This is a genomic window from Actinomadura sp. KC216 (assembly GCF_004348535.1).
Taxonomy (GTDB): domain Bacteria; phylum Actinomycetota; class Actinomycetes; order Streptosporangiales; family Streptosporangiaceae; genus Spirillospora.
In genome coordinates, this window is record NZ_SMJX01000206.1 from 1 (window position 1) to 14,846 (window position 14,846).

The 14,846-nt window shown below is 74.5% G+C and carries 9 protein-coding genes; 6 read left to right on the forward strand and 3 right to left on the reverse strand.

Annotated features, from left to right (window positions below):
- Nucleotides 1-50 precede the first annotated feature (50 nt).
- Nucleotides 51-1,577, forward strand: coding sequence for an ABC transporter substrate-binding protein (locus E1264_RS28800; protein ID WP_165964431.1), 1,527 nt, complete (start codon nucleotides 51-53; stop codon nucleotides 1,575-1,577).
- Here the strand turns inward: E1264_RS28800 and E1264_RS28805 are convergent.
- Complete coding sequence (locus tag E1264_RS28805; protein ID WP_132178592.1) at nucleotides 1,567-2,310, reverse strand: polysaccharide deacetylase family protein; 744 nt, start codon at nucleotides 2,308-2,310, stop codon at nucleotides 1,567-1,569. The genes E1264_RS28800 and E1264_RS28805 overlap by 11 nt on opposite strands.
- A gap of 153 nt (nucleotides 2,311-2,463) precedes the next feature.
- On the reverse strand, nucleotides 2,464-4,704 hold the full coding sequence (locus tag E1264_RS28810) for an ATP-dependent RecD-like DNA helicase (RefSeq protein WP_132178593.1): 2,241 nt from the start codon (nucleotides 4,702-4,704) through the stop codon (nucleotides 2,464-2,466).
- 114 nt (nucleotides 4,705-4,818) lie between these two features.
- On the opposite strand from E1264_RS28810, the gene E1264_RS28815 reads away from it, so the two are divergent.
- Complete coding sequence (locus tag E1264_RS28815; RefSeq protein WP_132178594.1) at nucleotides 4,819-6,954, forward strand: M28 family peptidase; 2,136 nt, start codon at nucleotides 4,819-4,821, stop codon at nucleotides 6,952-6,954.
- On the opposite strand, the gene mtnA is transcribed toward E1264_RS28815, so the two are convergent.
- Nucleotides 6,931-8,004, reverse strand: coding sequence for an S-methyl-5-thioribose-1-phosphate isomerase (mtnA, locus tag E1264_RS28820; protein WP_132178595.1), 1,074 nt, complete (start codon nucleotides 8,002-8,004; stop codon nucleotides 6,931-6,933). The two genes, E1264_RS28815 and mtnA, sit on opposite strands and share 24 nt — an antisense overlap.
- A gap of 146 nt (nucleotides 8,005-8,150) precedes the next feature.
- Here mtnA and E1264_RS28825 point away from each other — a divergent pair, with 146 nt between their 5' ends.
- From E1264_RS28825 to E1264_RS28840, 4 genes are all read left to right on the forward strand, one after another.
- Entirely contained in the window at nucleotides 8,151-8,858 is a 708-nt protein-coding gene (locus E1264_RS28825) for a hypothetical protein (protein WP_243711228.1), read from the forward strand.
- Between the two features lie 103 nt (nucleotides 8,859-8,961).
- Nucleotides 8,962-10,473, forward strand: a complete 1,512-nt coding sequence (locus E1264_RS28830) for a DNA polymerase Y family protein (protein ID WP_132178596.1) — start codon at nucleotides 8,962-8,964, stop codon at nucleotides 10,471-10,473.
- Nucleotides 10,466-13,741: an error-prone DNA polymerase gene (locus E1264_RS28835; protein ID WP_132178597.1), complete on the forward strand. Its 3,276-nt coding sequence runs from the start codon at nucleotides 10,466-10,468 to the stop codon at nucleotides 13,739-13,741. The genes E1264_RS28830 and E1264_RS28835 overlap by 8 nt, the downstream gene beginning before the upstream one ends.
- A 126-nt stretch (nucleotides 13,742-13,867) precedes the next feature.
- A partial coding sequence (locus E1264_RS28840; RefSeq protein WP_132178598.1) for a serine/threonine-protein kinase occupies nucleotides 13,868-14,846 on the forward strand: 979 nt, incomplete at its 3' end.

A 14,846-nucleotide genomic window follows, 5' to 3' on the forward strand; every position in this document is an offset into this window, starting at 1 on the left:
GGATGTGGGAGCCTCCCCTCCGTCCCCGCCCTGGCTCCCGGGAGAGGCCCGTGAAGAGCTCCACCCGCACCGCGGCCCTGGTCACCGGGGCCGTGGTGGTCCTGCTGGCCCCGCTCGCGGCGCTCCGCGCGGCGAGCGGCCCGGACGTCCCGCGGATCTCCGTCGGCGCGGCGGCCCCGGCGACGCTGCTGCCCGGCGACGTCCGCGACGCGACCGGCCTGATGATCGCGAACGCGGTGTGGACGGGCCTGGTCGCCTACGACCCGAAGACCGGGGCGCCCGCGAACGCCGCCGCCGAGTCGATCACCAGCCCGGACCGGAAGGTGTGGACGATCCGGCTGCGTCCCGGCGCGAGGTTCCAGGACGGGTCGCCCGTCACGTCCCGCTCCTTCACCGACGCCTGGACGGCCGTCCTGCGCGAGGGCTGGGCCGGGACGCGGCTGTTCACCGGCGTCGCCCGCGTCAAGGGCGCCGAGCGGGGCGCGGACGGCATCCCCGGCGTCACGGTCAAGGACGACCGGACGTTCGAGGTGACGCTCGACCGCCCGCTGGCCGGGTTCCCGGCGCTGCTCGGCGACCCCGCGTTCTTCCCGCTGCCCGAGAGCGTCCTCGCCTCGCGGGACTGGGCGTCCTACGGCCGCGCGCCCGTGGGCAACGGCCCGTTCCGGCTGGCCTCGCGGAACGCGCGGGAGATCGTTCTCGCGCCCGTGAAGGGCGGGCGTTCCGTCGTGGTCAGGCAGTTGCCGGACGCGCGCGCCCAGTACGCCGCCGCCGAGGCCGGTGAGCTCGACGTCGCCACGCAGGTCCCGGCCGACCGGCACGAGTCGATGGACGCCGACTTCGGCGACCGCCACCTCGCCGTCCCCGGACGGGACATGACCTACCTGGCGTTCCCCGGCTGGGAGGAGCGGCTCGCGTCCCCGACCGTCCGGCAGGCGCTGTCCATGGCGATCGACCGCTCCGCCGTGACCGAGGGCCCGCTCGGCCACCAGTACTCGCCCGCGGACGCGCTCGTCGCGCCCGGCATCCTCCCCGGCCGCCGCGAGGGGCAGTGCCGCCTGTGCCTGCACGACGGGAAGGCCGCGGTCGCCGCGCTGGCCGACGCGGGCGGGTTGACCGGGCCGGTGAACCTCTGGTACGAGGCGAACCGGGGCGACGACGCGTGGGTGAAGGCCGTCGCCGGGCAGCTCCGCGAGGAACTCGAGCTCGACGCGCGCCCGCACCCCGTCACCGGCCTGGCCGAGGCCCTGGACGACCGCAAGGTGGACGGCCCGTTCGTCGTCCACACCACCGCCGCCTACCCCGCGCCCGTCGCCGCGCTCGCGCCGCTGCTGGAGGCCGGGACCGGCTTCGACGACGGCTACACGACCGGCCTGGTCGCCGAGGCGGAGCGCGCGGCCACCGCGGACGACGGCGTGATCCCGGCGCGGCTCGCCGAGACCGCCATGCTGCGGGACATGCCGGCGATTCCGCTGTGGTCCCGCCACGACCACCTGGTGTGGTCGGAGCGCGTCCGCGGCGTCACCGCCGGCGCCTTCACCGGCCTCCGCCTAGTGGCCCTCTCCGTCAAGGACTGACGGGATCGTCCGCGGGCTTCACCGCCTTGCCTGTGGTCGGCGAGATCATGCCGGGGCACAGGTCGCGGCCGCGCAGGTTCTCGGCGATCGCCGGGATGGCCTCGATGGTCGCGGGGTAGCCGTCGTGCATGAGGATGATCTCGCCGCTCTGCACGGTGACGGCCTCCTCGACGATCTCCTCGGCCGACTTGCCGCTCCAGTCCCGGGTGTCGACGTCCCAGATGATCTGGGTCATGCCGAGGCCCTCGGCGACGCCCTTGACCGTGGCGTCCGTGCTGCCGAACGGCGGCCGGAACAGCGTCGGCGCCGTCCCGGTGATCTCCTCCAGGAGGTCCTGGGTGCGGGCGAGCTGGGAGCGGATCTCGTCCTCCGGGAGCTTCGTCAGGTTCGGATGCGACCAGCTGTGGTTGGCGATCCACATGCCGGCCTCCTTCTCGGCCTCGACCAGTTCCCTGTTCTTCTCCGCCTTCTCGCCGATGTTGAACAAGGTGGCCCGGACGCCGTTCTCGCGGAGGGCGGAAAGGAGCGGCTCGGTGTACTCCGGGGTGGGGCCGTCGTCGTAGGTCAGGCCCACGTAGCCCGCCTCGCAGTGGCCGTCCCCGGACGTGGCCGCCGCAGGTGCGGCGGGTGCCGCGACGGCGACGAGCCCGGCCGCGACCGCCGCCGCCATGGCGAGGACGGGGCGGCGGAAGGCGGGAGCGAATCGTCCGGGCGCGGGAGCGTGTCGGGGCATGTCCATTCCTCTGGTGATCGTCCGGCGGGCGGGCCCCCAATTGTGAAAACACCCCCGAAAGCGATGTCAACGATTACTACCGACACTTCGGTTCTGTGAAATTTCATTCTGTTGATCAAGGAGTGTTCAGCGTTGACCAGCTGGACCGGCCCGTTACCGCTGAGACAGGCGGTGGGCGAGGGCGGTGTGGCGGCGGCCCGCGCCCGCCGTGCGGACGGCGGCGGCGAGCGCCCGGCGCGACCCGACCAGCACGACGAGCTTCTTCGCGCGGGTGATCCCCGTGTAGAGGAGGTTGCGGCGCAGCATCATCCACGCGCCGGTGGTGAGCGGGATGACGACGGCCGGGTACTCGCTGCCCTGCGAGCGGTGGATCGTGATGGCGTAGGCGTGGGCGAGCTCGTCCAGCTCGTCGAAGGCGTAGTCGACGCTCTCGTCCTCGTCGGTGAGGAGGGTCAGCGACTGCTCCTCCAGCGACACCGACGTCACGACGCCGACGGTGCCGTTGAAGACCCCGGCCTCGCCCTTGTCGTAGTTGTTGCGGAGCTGGGTGACCTTGTCGCCGACGCGGAAGACGCGCCCGCCGTAGCGGCGTTCGGGGCGCGCGTCGTCGTGCGGGGTGAGGGCCTCCTGGAGCCGCGCGTTCAGCTCCCCGGCCCCGGCGGCGCCCCGGTGCATCGGCGTGAGGACCTGGACGTCGCGGCGCGGGTCGAGGCCGAACCTGCGCGGGACGCGGTTGGCGACGACGTCCACGGTCAGCTCGGCGGCCTCGTCCTGCTCCTCGCACGGGAACAGGAAGAAGTCGGGGAAGCCGTGCGTCTGCGGGTGGTCGCCGGAGTTGACGCGGTGCGCGTTGACGACGATGCCGGACCGCTGCGCCTGCCGGAAGATCTTCGTGAGCCGGACGCGCGGGATCACCTCGGCGCCGAGCAGGTCGGCGAGCACCTCCCCGGCGCCGACGGACGGGAGCTGGTCGACGTCCCCGACGAGCAGCAGGTGCGCGCCGCGCGGGATCGCCTTGACGAGCTTGTTGGCGAGGATCAGGTCGACCATGGACGACTCGTCGACGACGACCAGGTCGGCGTCCAGGGGGTTGTCCTGGTCGAACTTGGGGTCGCCGCCCGGCTGGAGCTGGAGGAGCCGGTGGACGGTCGCCGCCTCGTGCCCGGTCAGCTCGGCGAGCCGCTTGGCGGCCCGCCCGGTCGGCGCCACCAGGACGATCTTCGCCTTCTTCGCGGCGGCCAGCTCCACCACCGACCGGACGGTGAAGCTCTTGCCGCAGCCGGGCCCGCCGGTCAGCACCGACACCTTGGACGTCAGCGCGAGCTTGACCGCCTCCTCCTGCTCGGGGGCCAGCTCCTGTCCGGTGCGCTGCCGCAGCCAGGGCAGCGCCCTGCCCCAGTCGACGTCGGCGAACGCCTTGAGCCGGTCGGTCGGGGCGTCGAGCAGTTCCAGGAGGCCGCGGGCGAGGGAGCGTTCGGCGCGGTGGAACGGCACCAGGTAGACGGCGGGGATCGTCGCGGCGTCCTCGCCCTCGCCGGGGATCGGCTCCCGGACGACGCCCTCGTCGCGGGCCAGCTCGTCCAGCGCCGGGACGATCAGCTCCCGCCCGACGCCGAGGATCTTCTCCGCGGCCGTGACGAGGTTCGGCTCCGGCAGGAAGCAGTGGCCGTCGTCGGCGGCCTCCGACAGCGTGTACTGGAGGCCCGCCTTGATCCGCTCGGGGCTGTCGTGCGGGATGCCGACGGCCTGCGCGATCGTGTCGGCGGTCTTGAACCCGATGCCCCACACGTCGGACGCGAGCTGGTACGGCCTCTTCCGGACGGTCTCGATCGACGCGTCGCCGTACTGCTTGTAGATGCGGACGGCCAGGGACGTCGACACCCCGACGCCCTGCAGGAAGACCATCACCTCCTTGATGGCCTTCTGCTCCTCCCACGCCTCGCCGATCCGCTTCGTCCGCTTGGGGCCGAGGCCCGGGACCTCGACGAGCCGCTCCGGCTCCTCCTCGATGATCCGGAGGATGTCGGTGCCGAAGTGGCCGACCATCCGGTCGGCCATCACCGGCCCGATCCCCTTGATCATGCCGGAGCCGAGGTAGCGGCGGATGCCCTGGATCGTCGCCGGAAGGACGGTCGTGTAGGAGTCGACCTCGAACTGCTTGCCGTACTTGGGGTGCGAGCGCCACCGCCCGACGAGGCGCAGGCTCTCCCCCACCTGCGCGCCGAGCAGCGCCCCGACGACGGTCAGCAGGTCGCTCCCGCTCTTGGCGGTCGCGACGCGGGCGACGGTGTAGCCGGTGTCCTCGTTGGCGTAGGTGATCCTTTCCAAGACAGCGTCAAGCTCCGCCGGACGCGGCGCGGCGTTCGGCGTCGGGGAGGTCGGCACGGTCACCATGATGGCCGATCCCGCCGACAGGATGGCCGGATCCGGCAGGCGATCTAGAACTCGGGGCGGGCACGGCGTACGGTCCGGGCGCACCCGTACCGACCGTACTCGGAGGTATCCCTGGTGTTCCGCTCCCGAACCCAGGCTCTGGCGGCGCTGACCGCCTCCGCCGTGTCCCTGTCCCTCACCCTCTCCGCGCTTCCCGCGACCGCCGCGCCCGCGCCGGTCGCCGGAAACGGCCCGATCCCCGGATTCACCGAGGCCAACGCCAAATGGCAGCGGCAGTACGAGAAGGCGTTCAGCTCCGTCCCGTCCCCGGAGGTGGCGCGCGATCTGGACGCCGAGCTGTCGCGCGAGCCGGGGCTCGCCACGACCGGCGGCGACTGGCGGCGCGTCCAGCGCATCGTCAAGCACTTCAGGTCGTACGGGCTCAAGCCCGAGATCAAGACGTACTACGCCTACCTGTCGATGCCGAAGCGCGTGGAAGTGGAGATGACGGCGCCGGACCGGCGGACGCTGCCGGTCAAGGAGAAGAAGCAGCCCTGGCAGAAGCACTACGACGACGTCATCCCCGGGCACAACGGGCTGTCGCCGTCCGGTGACGTCCGGGGCGAGGTCGTCTACGCCAACTACGGGCGGCCGGAGGACTTCGCGCTGCTGGAGAAGCGGGGCATCTCGGTCGAGGGGAAGATCGTCCTCGCCCGGTACGGGGCGGTGTTCCGCGGCGTCAAGCCGCGCGAGGCGGCGAAGCACGGCGCCAAGGGCGTCCTCATCTACTCCGACCCCGCCGACGACGGCTTCACCAAGGGCGAGGTGTACCCGAAGGGGCCGTGGCGGGCGCCGGACGGCATCCAGCGCGGCAGCATCGCGCAGATCCAGCTCGCCGCCGGGGACCCGCAGACGCCCGGCTGGCCCGCGGTGAAGGGCGCGCACCGGATCCCGCCGTCGGAGGCGCCGATGCTGAAGGGCCTCGTCCCGACGACGCCGATCTCCTACGGCGCGGCCGAGCCGCTGCTGCGCGCGCTGAAGGGCGCGGAGGTCCCGAAGGAATGGCAGGGCGGCCTGCCGTTCCCGTACCGGTTCGGGCCGGGCGGGACGAAGGTCCACCTGGACCTGGAGAACACCTTCGAGGTGCGTCCGCTGTGGGACGTGATCGTGCGCGTCCCCGGCAGCGAGCATCCCGAGCAGGAGGTCATCGTGGGCGCCCACCACGACTCCTGGACGTACGGAAGCAGCGACAACCTCTCCGGTACCGAGAACGTGCTCCAGATAGGGCGCGGTCTGGGCGCGCTCCTGAAGAAGGGGTGGCGGCCCAAGCGCACCATCGTCCTCGCCACCTGGGACGGTGAGGAGTACGGCCTGTTCGGGTCCACCGAGTACGCCGAGCAGCGGGCCGGGCAGCTCCGCAACGCGGTCGCCTACGTGAACATGGACGGCGCCGGAGGCTCGCACTTCGGCCCGGCGACGACCCCGGCCCTGGACCAGTCCGTCATCGACGCCACCAAGGAAGTCCGGTGGCCGGGTACGGACGGCACCCTGTACGAGGCGTGGAAGAAGCAGAACGACGGCGAGACGCCGATCGACCGCATCGGCGGCGGCTCCGACTTCCAGGCGTTCTTCCAGCGGTACGGCGTCCCGGCCATGGACCTGGGCTCGTCCACGCCCGGCAGCTCCGGCCAGTACCACTGCGCATGCGACGACTACTACTGGATGTCCAACTTCGGCGACCCGACCTGGGAGTACCACACGGCGATGTCGCGGCTGACCGGCATCGCGGCGCTGCGGCTCGCCAACGCCGACGTCGTCGCGCTCGGGTACCGGCCCTACGCGGCGGAGACGGCGCAGTACCTCGCCGACTTCGCCGAGGAGCAGCGCAAGCGGCTGGGGTCGGTGGTCGTGGACGTGTCCCGCAGCGTGAAGCAGGCCAAGGCGTGGCAGGAGGCCGCTCAGGCGTTGCAGGCGCGCGCGAAGGAAGCACTGCGCGACGGCGACACGGACGCGTTCCGCAGGCTGAACGCCAAGATCATGCAGACCGAGCGCGACCTGCTGACGGACGCTGGCCTGCCCGGACGCCCGTGGTACAAGCACCAGGTCTACGCGCCCGGCCTCGACACCGGCTACGCCACGCAGCGGCTCCCCGCGCTGTACGACGCGCTGTTCGTCGACGAGGACGTCGCGGCCGCGAAGGAGTACGAGGCCCGGCTGTACCGCAGCCTGCGCGCCGCGACCCGCACGCTATCGCCGCGCGGAGGCGGCTGACCGCGCGGACCCGGCCGGCGGGGCCGCGCCCGCCGAGCCCGGGGTCGTGCCCGCGGACACCTCCAGCACGCCCGTCTCGGTGACCAGCGCGGTCACGAGACGGGCGGGGGTGACGTCGAACGCGGGGTTGAACGCGCCCACCCCGCCCGGGGCGGTCCTCGTGCCGCCCCAGGCCAGGACCTCCTCGGCGGGGCGTTCCTCGATGGGGATCGCGGCACCGTCCGGGACGGCCAGGTCGACGGTGCTCCACGGCGCGGCCACGACCAGCGGGATCCCGGCCGCCGCGCACGCCAGCGCGACCCCGACCGAGCCGATCTTGTTGGCGGTGTCGCCGTTGGCGGCGATCCGGTCCGCGCCGATGACGGCGACGTCCGCGAGACCGCGCAGGACCGTGCTCGGCGCCGCTGCGTCCGCCTGGACGACGCACGGAATCCCGGCCTGGTCGAGCTCCCACGCGGTGAGCCGCGCGCCCTGCAGCAGCGGGCGCGTCTCGTCGGCGTAGACGAGCTCGACGCGGCCCCGCCCGTGCAGCTCCCGGACGACGCCGAGCGCCGTGCCCCACCCGGCCGTCGCGAGCGCTCCGGCGTTGCAGTGCGTGAGGACGCGGAGCGGCCGGTCGCCCACCCGGCCAAGGATCCAGTCGGCGCCGAAGGCCCCGATGGCGTGGTTGCCGCGGACGTCCTCGTCCAGGACGGCCTGCGCCTCCGCCACGACGGCGTCCACGCCCTCGGCGACGAACGGCAGCACGCGGTCGACACCGGCGGCCAGGTTCACCGCCGTCGGACGGGCCTCGCGGACGCGGGCGATCGCCGCGTCGCGCCGGGCGCCGTCCCAGCCTTCGCGGGCGGCCTGCCGGACTGCGATCGCGACGCCGAACGCGCCCGCCACGCCCAGCGCGGGCGCCCCGCGCACGACGAGCCGCCGGATCGCGTCCACGAGCGCGTCGACGTCGCGGACCGCCGTGTACTCGACCCGCGCGGGCAGCAGCGTCTGGTCCAGCAGCCGGAGCCCGTCGCCCGTCCATTCGATGGTCCGCACGTCGCCGGTCATACCGCCCATGATGCCCGCAAAATCGAACAAACGCCGATGCCATCGGGCGTTCCGCACTCCCGGTTCTGCTCCGTGACCTGCGATGACTTGACATCAGTCGAACCTGTGTTCGAGATTAGTGCGGAGGGGTGAGAGGAGGGACGAGCGTGCCGGAGGCAGCGCTGCGGGAGCTGGAGACGGCGCTGGAAACGGCACCCCGGGACTCGGTGCCCGTGCTGCCCGCGCTGCGCCCGGTGCTGCCCGGCGGCGGGCTGCGCCCCGGCTCGGTCGTGGGCCTGGACGGGCCCGGCGCCGCGTCGCTCGGCCTCGCGCTCGTCGCGGGCGTGTCCCGGCACGGCGGGGCGGACGGGACGGGCGGCTGGTGCGCCGTCGTCGGCGTCCCCGGCTTCGGCGTCGTCGCCGCCGCGGGGATGGGCGCGGCCCCCGAGCGCCTCCTCTTGGTCGACGACCCCGGCGACCGCTGGCCCGACGTGGTCGCCGCGCTCGCCGAGGCCGTCGACCTGATCCTGCTGTGCCCGCCGGAGCGTCCCGGTCCGGCCGCCGTGCGGCGGCTGTCCGCGCTGGCGCGCAAGCACGGCTGCGTCCTCACGCTGACCGGCGCGTTCGCCCGTGACTGGCCCGGCACCCGGCTCCGCCTCCGGCTGGACGACGTCGCCTGGGAGGGGCTCGCCGATGGGCACGGGCGGCTCACCGGCCGCCGTGCCGAGATCGTCGCCGAGGGACGTGACGCACCGGGCCCTGGCCGCCGTGCTCGTCTCTGGCTGCCCGCCGCCGACGGCACGGTCGCGCCGGACGAGACGGTCCGGCCGCCGCTGGAACTCGTCCCGCCGCCCGTGGAACAGGCCATCGCATGAGCGGAGCGAACCGGGGGGTGTGGGGGGTCGCCCCCCCACAGGAGGCCCGCATGAGCGGAGCGAACGGAAGGGTGTGGGGGGTCGCCCCCCACAGGAGGCCCGCATGAGCCGGGTGCTGGTCGTGTGGTGCCCGGACTGGCCCGCCACGGCGGTGGGGGTGGACGCCGCCACCGCCGGGGCCGTGGCCGTCCAGGGGCAGGTCGCGGCCTGCACGGCGGCGGCGCGGGCCGAGGGCGTGCGGCGCGGGCAGCGGCTCCGCGACGCGCAGCGCCGCTGCCCCGACCTGGTGGTCCGGGAACGCGACCTCGACGCCGAGGGACGGCTGTTCGAGGCGGTCGTGGAGGCGGTCGCGGCGCTGACGCCCCGGGTGGAGGTGGTGCGGCCGGGGCTGTGCGCGATCCCGGCGCGCGGCCCGGCCCGGTTCTACGGGGGCGAGGAGGCGCTGCGCGTGCTCGTCCAGGACGCGGTCGTCGAGGCCGGGCACGACTGCGGCTCCGGAGTCGCGGACGGCCTGTTCGCCGCGGAGCTGGCCGCGCGCGCCGGGCAGGGCGGCGTGGTGGTGCCGGAGGGCGGCGCGGCGGCGTTCCTCGCCCCGTATCCGCTGTCGGTCCTGGACCGGCCGGAGCTGGCCGACCTGCTGCGGCGGCTCGGGATCAAGACGCTCGGCGACTTCGCGGCGCTGCCGTCCGGGCACGTCGCGGGGCGGTTCGGCGCGGACGGCGCGCTGGCGCACCGGCTGGCGAGGGGCGAGGAGCCGCGCCCGCTCGCGCCGGTGAAGGGCGCGGAAGACCTGACGGTGCGCGCCGACTTCGACCCGCCGGCCGAGCAGTCCGAGCGGGTGGTGTTCGCGGCGAAGCGGCTGGCGGGCGAGTTGCACGAGGCGCTCGCGGCGGGCGGGCTCGCGTGCGTCCGGCTGGAGGTCGCGGCCGGGTTCGCGGACGGGCATGTGCTGCGCCGCCTGTGGCGGCACGACGGCCTGTCGGCGCTGGCGGTGGCCGAGCGGGTGCGCTGGCAGCTGTCCGCCTGGCAGGCGAGCGATTCCGAGCAGGTGTGGGGCGGGGTGGCGTGGCTGGAGCTGGCGCCCGACCAGCTCGTCCCGGACGAGGGCCGCCAGGAGGGGCTGTGGGGCCGGACGTCGGTCACCGACCGGATCGCGCGGGCCGCCGACCGCATCCAGGCCCTGCTCGGCCATCACGGGATCACGCGTCCGGTGCTCGTCGGCGGGCGCGGGCCGGGCGAGCGGGTCGTGCGCGTGCCGATCGGCGACCTGCCGCCCGCCGACGTGCCCGAAGGCCCCTGGCCGGGGCGGGTGACGGGTCCCGCCCCGGCGGTCGTGCTCGCGGCGCCGCCCGATGTCGAGGTGGCCGACGCCGCCGGGGAGCCGGTGGTGGTGTCGGCGCGCTGCGAGGTGTCCGCGCCGCCCGCCGTGCTCGCGGTGCGGGGGCGCCCCGCCGCGATCACCGGGTGGACGGGCCCGTGGCCCGCCGACGAGCGCTGGTGGGACCCCGGCCGCTCCCGCCGCCGCGCCAGGTTCCAGGTCACCACGGACGACGGCGCCGCCTACCTCCTCGCCGTCGAGGGCGGGCGCTGGCACATCGAGGCCGTCTATGACTAACTGGCACAACCCGCCGATCCCGTGGAGCGAGTTCGAGGAGCGCCTGTCGTGGCGCCCGTCCAAGCCGCAGCGCAAGGACGAGCCGCCCGAGCCGCCTCGCCTCCCCCGGCTCGCCGAGGCGGACGTGGCGTGGGCCGAGCTGCACTGCCACTCGTCGTTCAGCTTCCTGGACGGCGCCAGCGACCCGGCCTCGCTCATCCGGGAGGCGGCGCGGCTCGGCGTGGAGACGATGGCGATCACCGACCACGACGGCATGTACGGGGCGGTGCAGTTCGCGCAGGCGGCGAGCGGCTCCGGCATCGGGACGGTGTTCGGCGCCGAGCTGAGCCTGGGCCTGCCCGGCCCGCAGACCGGCGAGCCCGACCCGGCCGGGCGGCATCTGCTGGTCCTCGCGCGCGGCGCCCCCGGCTACGCGCGGCTCTGCTCGGCGATCACGGCCGCGCAGCTCGCGGGCGGGCAGAAGGGCCGTCCCGTCTACGAACTGGAGGCCCTCGCCGCCGCGCACGGCGGGCACTGGGCGGTGCTGACCGGGTGCCGGAAGGGGCCGGTCCCGGCGGCGCTGGAGGCGGGCGGCCCGGACGCCGCCGAGCGCGAGCTGCGGAACCTCGTGGCCATGTTCGGACGCGAGAACGTCTTCGCCGAGCTGATCGACCACGACCAGCCCGACGACGACCACCGCAACGACGCCCTGTTCGAGCTGGCCCGCCGGGTCGGCGTGGACGTGGTGGCGTCCAACAACGTGCACTTCGCGGCGCCCGGAGCGGACGCGCGGCTCGCGCAGGCGCTGGCCGCCGTCCGGGCCCGCCGCAGCCTGGACGACATGGTCGGCTGGCTCCCCGCGGGCGGCACCGCGCACATCCGCGGCGGCGCGGAGATGGCGCGGCGGCTGGCGCGGTTCCCCGGCGTCCGCGAGCGGACGGTCGCGCTCGCGGAGGAATGCCGGTTCGACTTCGACGTCGTCGCGCCCCGCCTGCCGGACTGGCCCGTCCCGGACGGCCACACCGAGGCGAGCTGGCTGCGGCACCTCGTCGCCGAGGGCGCGCTGAAGCGGTACGGGCCGCCGGAGCGGGAGCGGGTGCCCGGCGCGTACGCGCAGATCGCCAGGGAGCTGGACGTCATCGAGGAGCTCCGCTTCCCCGGCTACTTCCTGATCGTCCACGACATCGTCGAGTTCTGCCGCGAGAAGCGCATCCTGTGCCAGGGGCGGGGGTCGGCGGCCAACTCGGCGGTCTGCTACGCGCTCGGCATCACCGGCGTCGACGCCGTCCGGCACGGGCTGCTGTTCGAGCGGTTCCTGTCCCCCGGGCGCGACGGCCCGCCCGACATCGACCTCGACATCGAGCACCGCCGCCGCGAGGAGGCCATCCAGTACGTGTACCGCAAGTACGGGCGGGAGTGCACGGCGCAGGTCGCGAACGTCATCAGCTACCGGCCGCGCATGGCCGTCCGGGACGCGGCCCGCGCGCTCGGCTTCTCCCCCGGCCAGCAGGACGCCTGGTCCAAGGGCATCGACCCGCGCGACCCGGTCCGCGCGGAGTCCGACATCCCGGGCCCGGTGCTGGAGCTGGCGGACCGGATGCAGCGGCTCCCCCGGCATCTCGGCATCCACTCCGGCGGCATGGTGATCGCGGACCGCCCGGTCGGGGAGATATGCCCGATCGAGTGGGCGACGATGCCGGACCGGAGCGTCCTGCAGTGGGACAAGGACGACTGCGCCGCCGCCGGGCTGGTGAAGTTCGACCTCCTCGGCCTCGGCATGCTCGCGGCGCTGCACGACTGCTTCGACCTGGTCGAGGAGCACCACGGCCGCCGCCTCGACCTCCAGTCGATCCCGCCGGAGGACGGCCTGGTCTACGACATGCTGTGCGACGCCGACACGGTCGGGGTGTTCCAGGTCGAGTCGCGGGCGCAGATGGCGACGCTGCCGCGGCTGCGGCCCCGCGTGTTCTACGACCTGGTGGTGGAGGTGGCGCTGATCAGGCCGGGGCCGATCCAGGGCGGGTCCGTCCATCCGTACCTGCGGCGCCGCAAGGGCCTGGAACCCGCCACCTGCCCGCATCCGCTGATGGAGCCCGCCTTGTCGCGGACGCTCGGCGTCCCGCTGTTCCAGGAGCAGATGATGCAGCTCGCCGTCGACTGCGCCGGGTTCACGCCCGCCGAGTCCGACCGGCTCCGGCAGGCGATGGGCGCCAAACGCGCGCCCGAGCGCGTCGAGCGGCTGAAGGCGCGGCTGCTGGACGGCATGGCCGAGCGCGGCATCCCCGCCGACATCGCCGAGAGCGTGTACGAGAAGATCCTCGGCTTCACCGGGTTCGGGTTCCCGGAGTCGCACGCGCAGAGCTTCGCGCACCTGGTGTACGCGAGCTCCTGGCTGAAGCGGCACTACCCGGGCGCGTTCACCGCCGCGCTGGTGCGGAACCAGCCGATGGGCTTCTACTCCCCGCAGAGCCTCCTGGCCGACGCGCGGCGGCACGGCGTCGTGGTCAGGGGCGTGGACATCAACGCCAGCGACGTCCACCCGACGCTTGAGGAGGCCGTCGAGGTCGACTCCGACCATCCGCACGCGCCGTCCGAGCCGCAGCCCGCGATCAGGCTCGGCTTCGCCGGGATCCGCAACCTGGGCGACGGGCCGGCGGAGGCCATCGCCGCGGGACGCCCCTACACGAGCATGGAGGACCTCGCGCGGCGCGTGCCGCTGTCGGCCGGGGCGCTGGAGGCGCTCGCGACGGCGGGCGCGTTCGACCGGTTCGGGCTGTCGCGGCGGGAGGCGCTGTGGGCGGCGGGCGCGCTGGCCGGGTCCGGCCCCGGCCAGCTGGAGGGCGTGACGCCGGGCGCGGCCGCCCCGCCGCTGCCCGCGATGACGCCGATCGAGGAGACGCTCGCCGACCTGTGGGCCACCGGCGTGTCCCACACCCATCCGGTCGCGCACGTCCGGGAGGCGCTCGACGAGCTCGGCGCGCTGTCGTCGGCCCGCCTCGCCGCGACGCCGGGCGAGACGAACGTCGTCGTCGCCGGGCTCGTCACGCACCGGCAGCGGCCCCCGACCGCGGGCGGCATCGTGTTCATGACGCTGGAGGACGAGACGGGCATCATCAACGTGGTGTGCCCGCCGCAGGTGTTCCGGCGGCACCGCGGGCTCGCCGTCGACTCGCAGGCGCTGCTGGTCAGCGGGCGGCTGGAGCGCGCGGACGGCGTCGCGAACGTCCGTGCGACGCGGCTGCGGCGGCTGCCCGTACCCGGTCGCGTCCGCGCCCGCAACTTCCACTGACGTGCGGCGCGTCGCGACCCGCTAGAACCTGGACCCGTCCTCTGTCATCGTATGGATCGTTGGGGCCGCGTGCCGCCGTGTGTGCGGTCGCCAAGACGCGGCTCATGGGGGCGGAAGGTGATCTCCATGGACGCGACCTCGCTGCGGGAGCTGCGCCCGGATGATCCCACGCGGATCGGCCGGTACCGCATCGAGGCCAAGATCGGCGAGGGCGGGATGGGCGCGGTGTACCTCGGCCGCGGCCCGGACGAGCGGCCGGTCGCGGTCAAGGTCGTGCGGCAGGCGCTGGCGGGCGACGCGACGTTCCTCGCGCGCTTCCACGACGAGGCCGCCAACGCGCAGCGCGTCGCGTCGTTCTGCACCGCGCAGGTCCTGGAGCACGGCGAGGACCTCGGCCTCGCCTACATGGTCACCGAGTACATCGACGGCCCGTCGCTGCTCGACCACGTCGCGGAGAAGGGCGCGCTGTCGCCCGGCATGCTGCACGGCGTCGCGGTCGGCGTGGCCGCCGCGCTGGTCGCGATCCACAGCGCGGGGCTGGTGCACCGCGACCTCAAGCCGAGCAACGTGCTGCTGTCCATGTCCGGCCCCCGCGTGATCGACTTCGGGATCGCCCGGGCGCTGGACGTGGCGTCGTCGCACACCCGCACCGGCGTGGTCGTCGGCACCCCGGGCTGGATCGCGCCCGAGCAGATCACGACGCAGAACGTCACCCCGGCGGTGGACGTGTTCGCGTGGGGCTGCCTGGTCGCGTACGCGGCGAGCGGCCGGAACCCGTTCGGTCAGGGCTCGTTCCAGATCCTGGCGGCGCGCGCCGTGCACGCCGAGCCGGAGATCGGCGACCTGCCGGCGTCGCTGGCCGGGCTCGTCCGGTCGGCGCTGCGCAAGGATCCCGCGCAGCGGCCGAGCGCCCGCGACCTGCTGCTCGCCCTGGTCGGCGGCGCGGGCGAGGCGGACGTGACCTCCGAGCTGGGCCAGACGTGGGCGGCGCCGCCCGCCGTCCCGGCCGGCGGCGACCCGAACGCCACGTCCCGGGACACCCCGGCACCGGCCCGGCCTCGGGCCGACTCCCCGGCCCCGGCCCCGGTGACCGTTCCGGTCCCGC

Excerpts from the sequence above, each read along its gene's own strand:
- E1264_RS28830 (WP_132178596.1), top strand. The coding sequence starts at position 8,962 with ATGAGCCGGGTGCTGGTCGTGTGGTGCCCGGACTGGCCCGCCACGGCG.
- mtnA (WP_132178595.1), bottom strand. The coding sequence starts at position 8,004 with ATGACCGGCGACGTGCGGACCATCGAATGGACGGGCGACGGGCTCCGG.
- E1264_RS28805 (WP_132178592.1), bottom strand. The coding sequence starts at position 2,310 with ATGCCCCGACACGCTCCCGCGCCCGGACGATTCGCTCCCGCCTTCCGC.
- E1264_RS28835 (WP_132178597.1), top strand. The coding sequence starts at position 10,466 with ATGACTAACTGGCACAACCCGCCGATCCCGTGGAGCGAGTTCGAGGAG.
- E1264_RS28810 (WP_132178593.1), bottom strand. The coding sequence starts at position 4,704 with ATGGTGACCGTGCCGACCTCCCCGACGCCGAACGCCGCGCCGCGTCCG.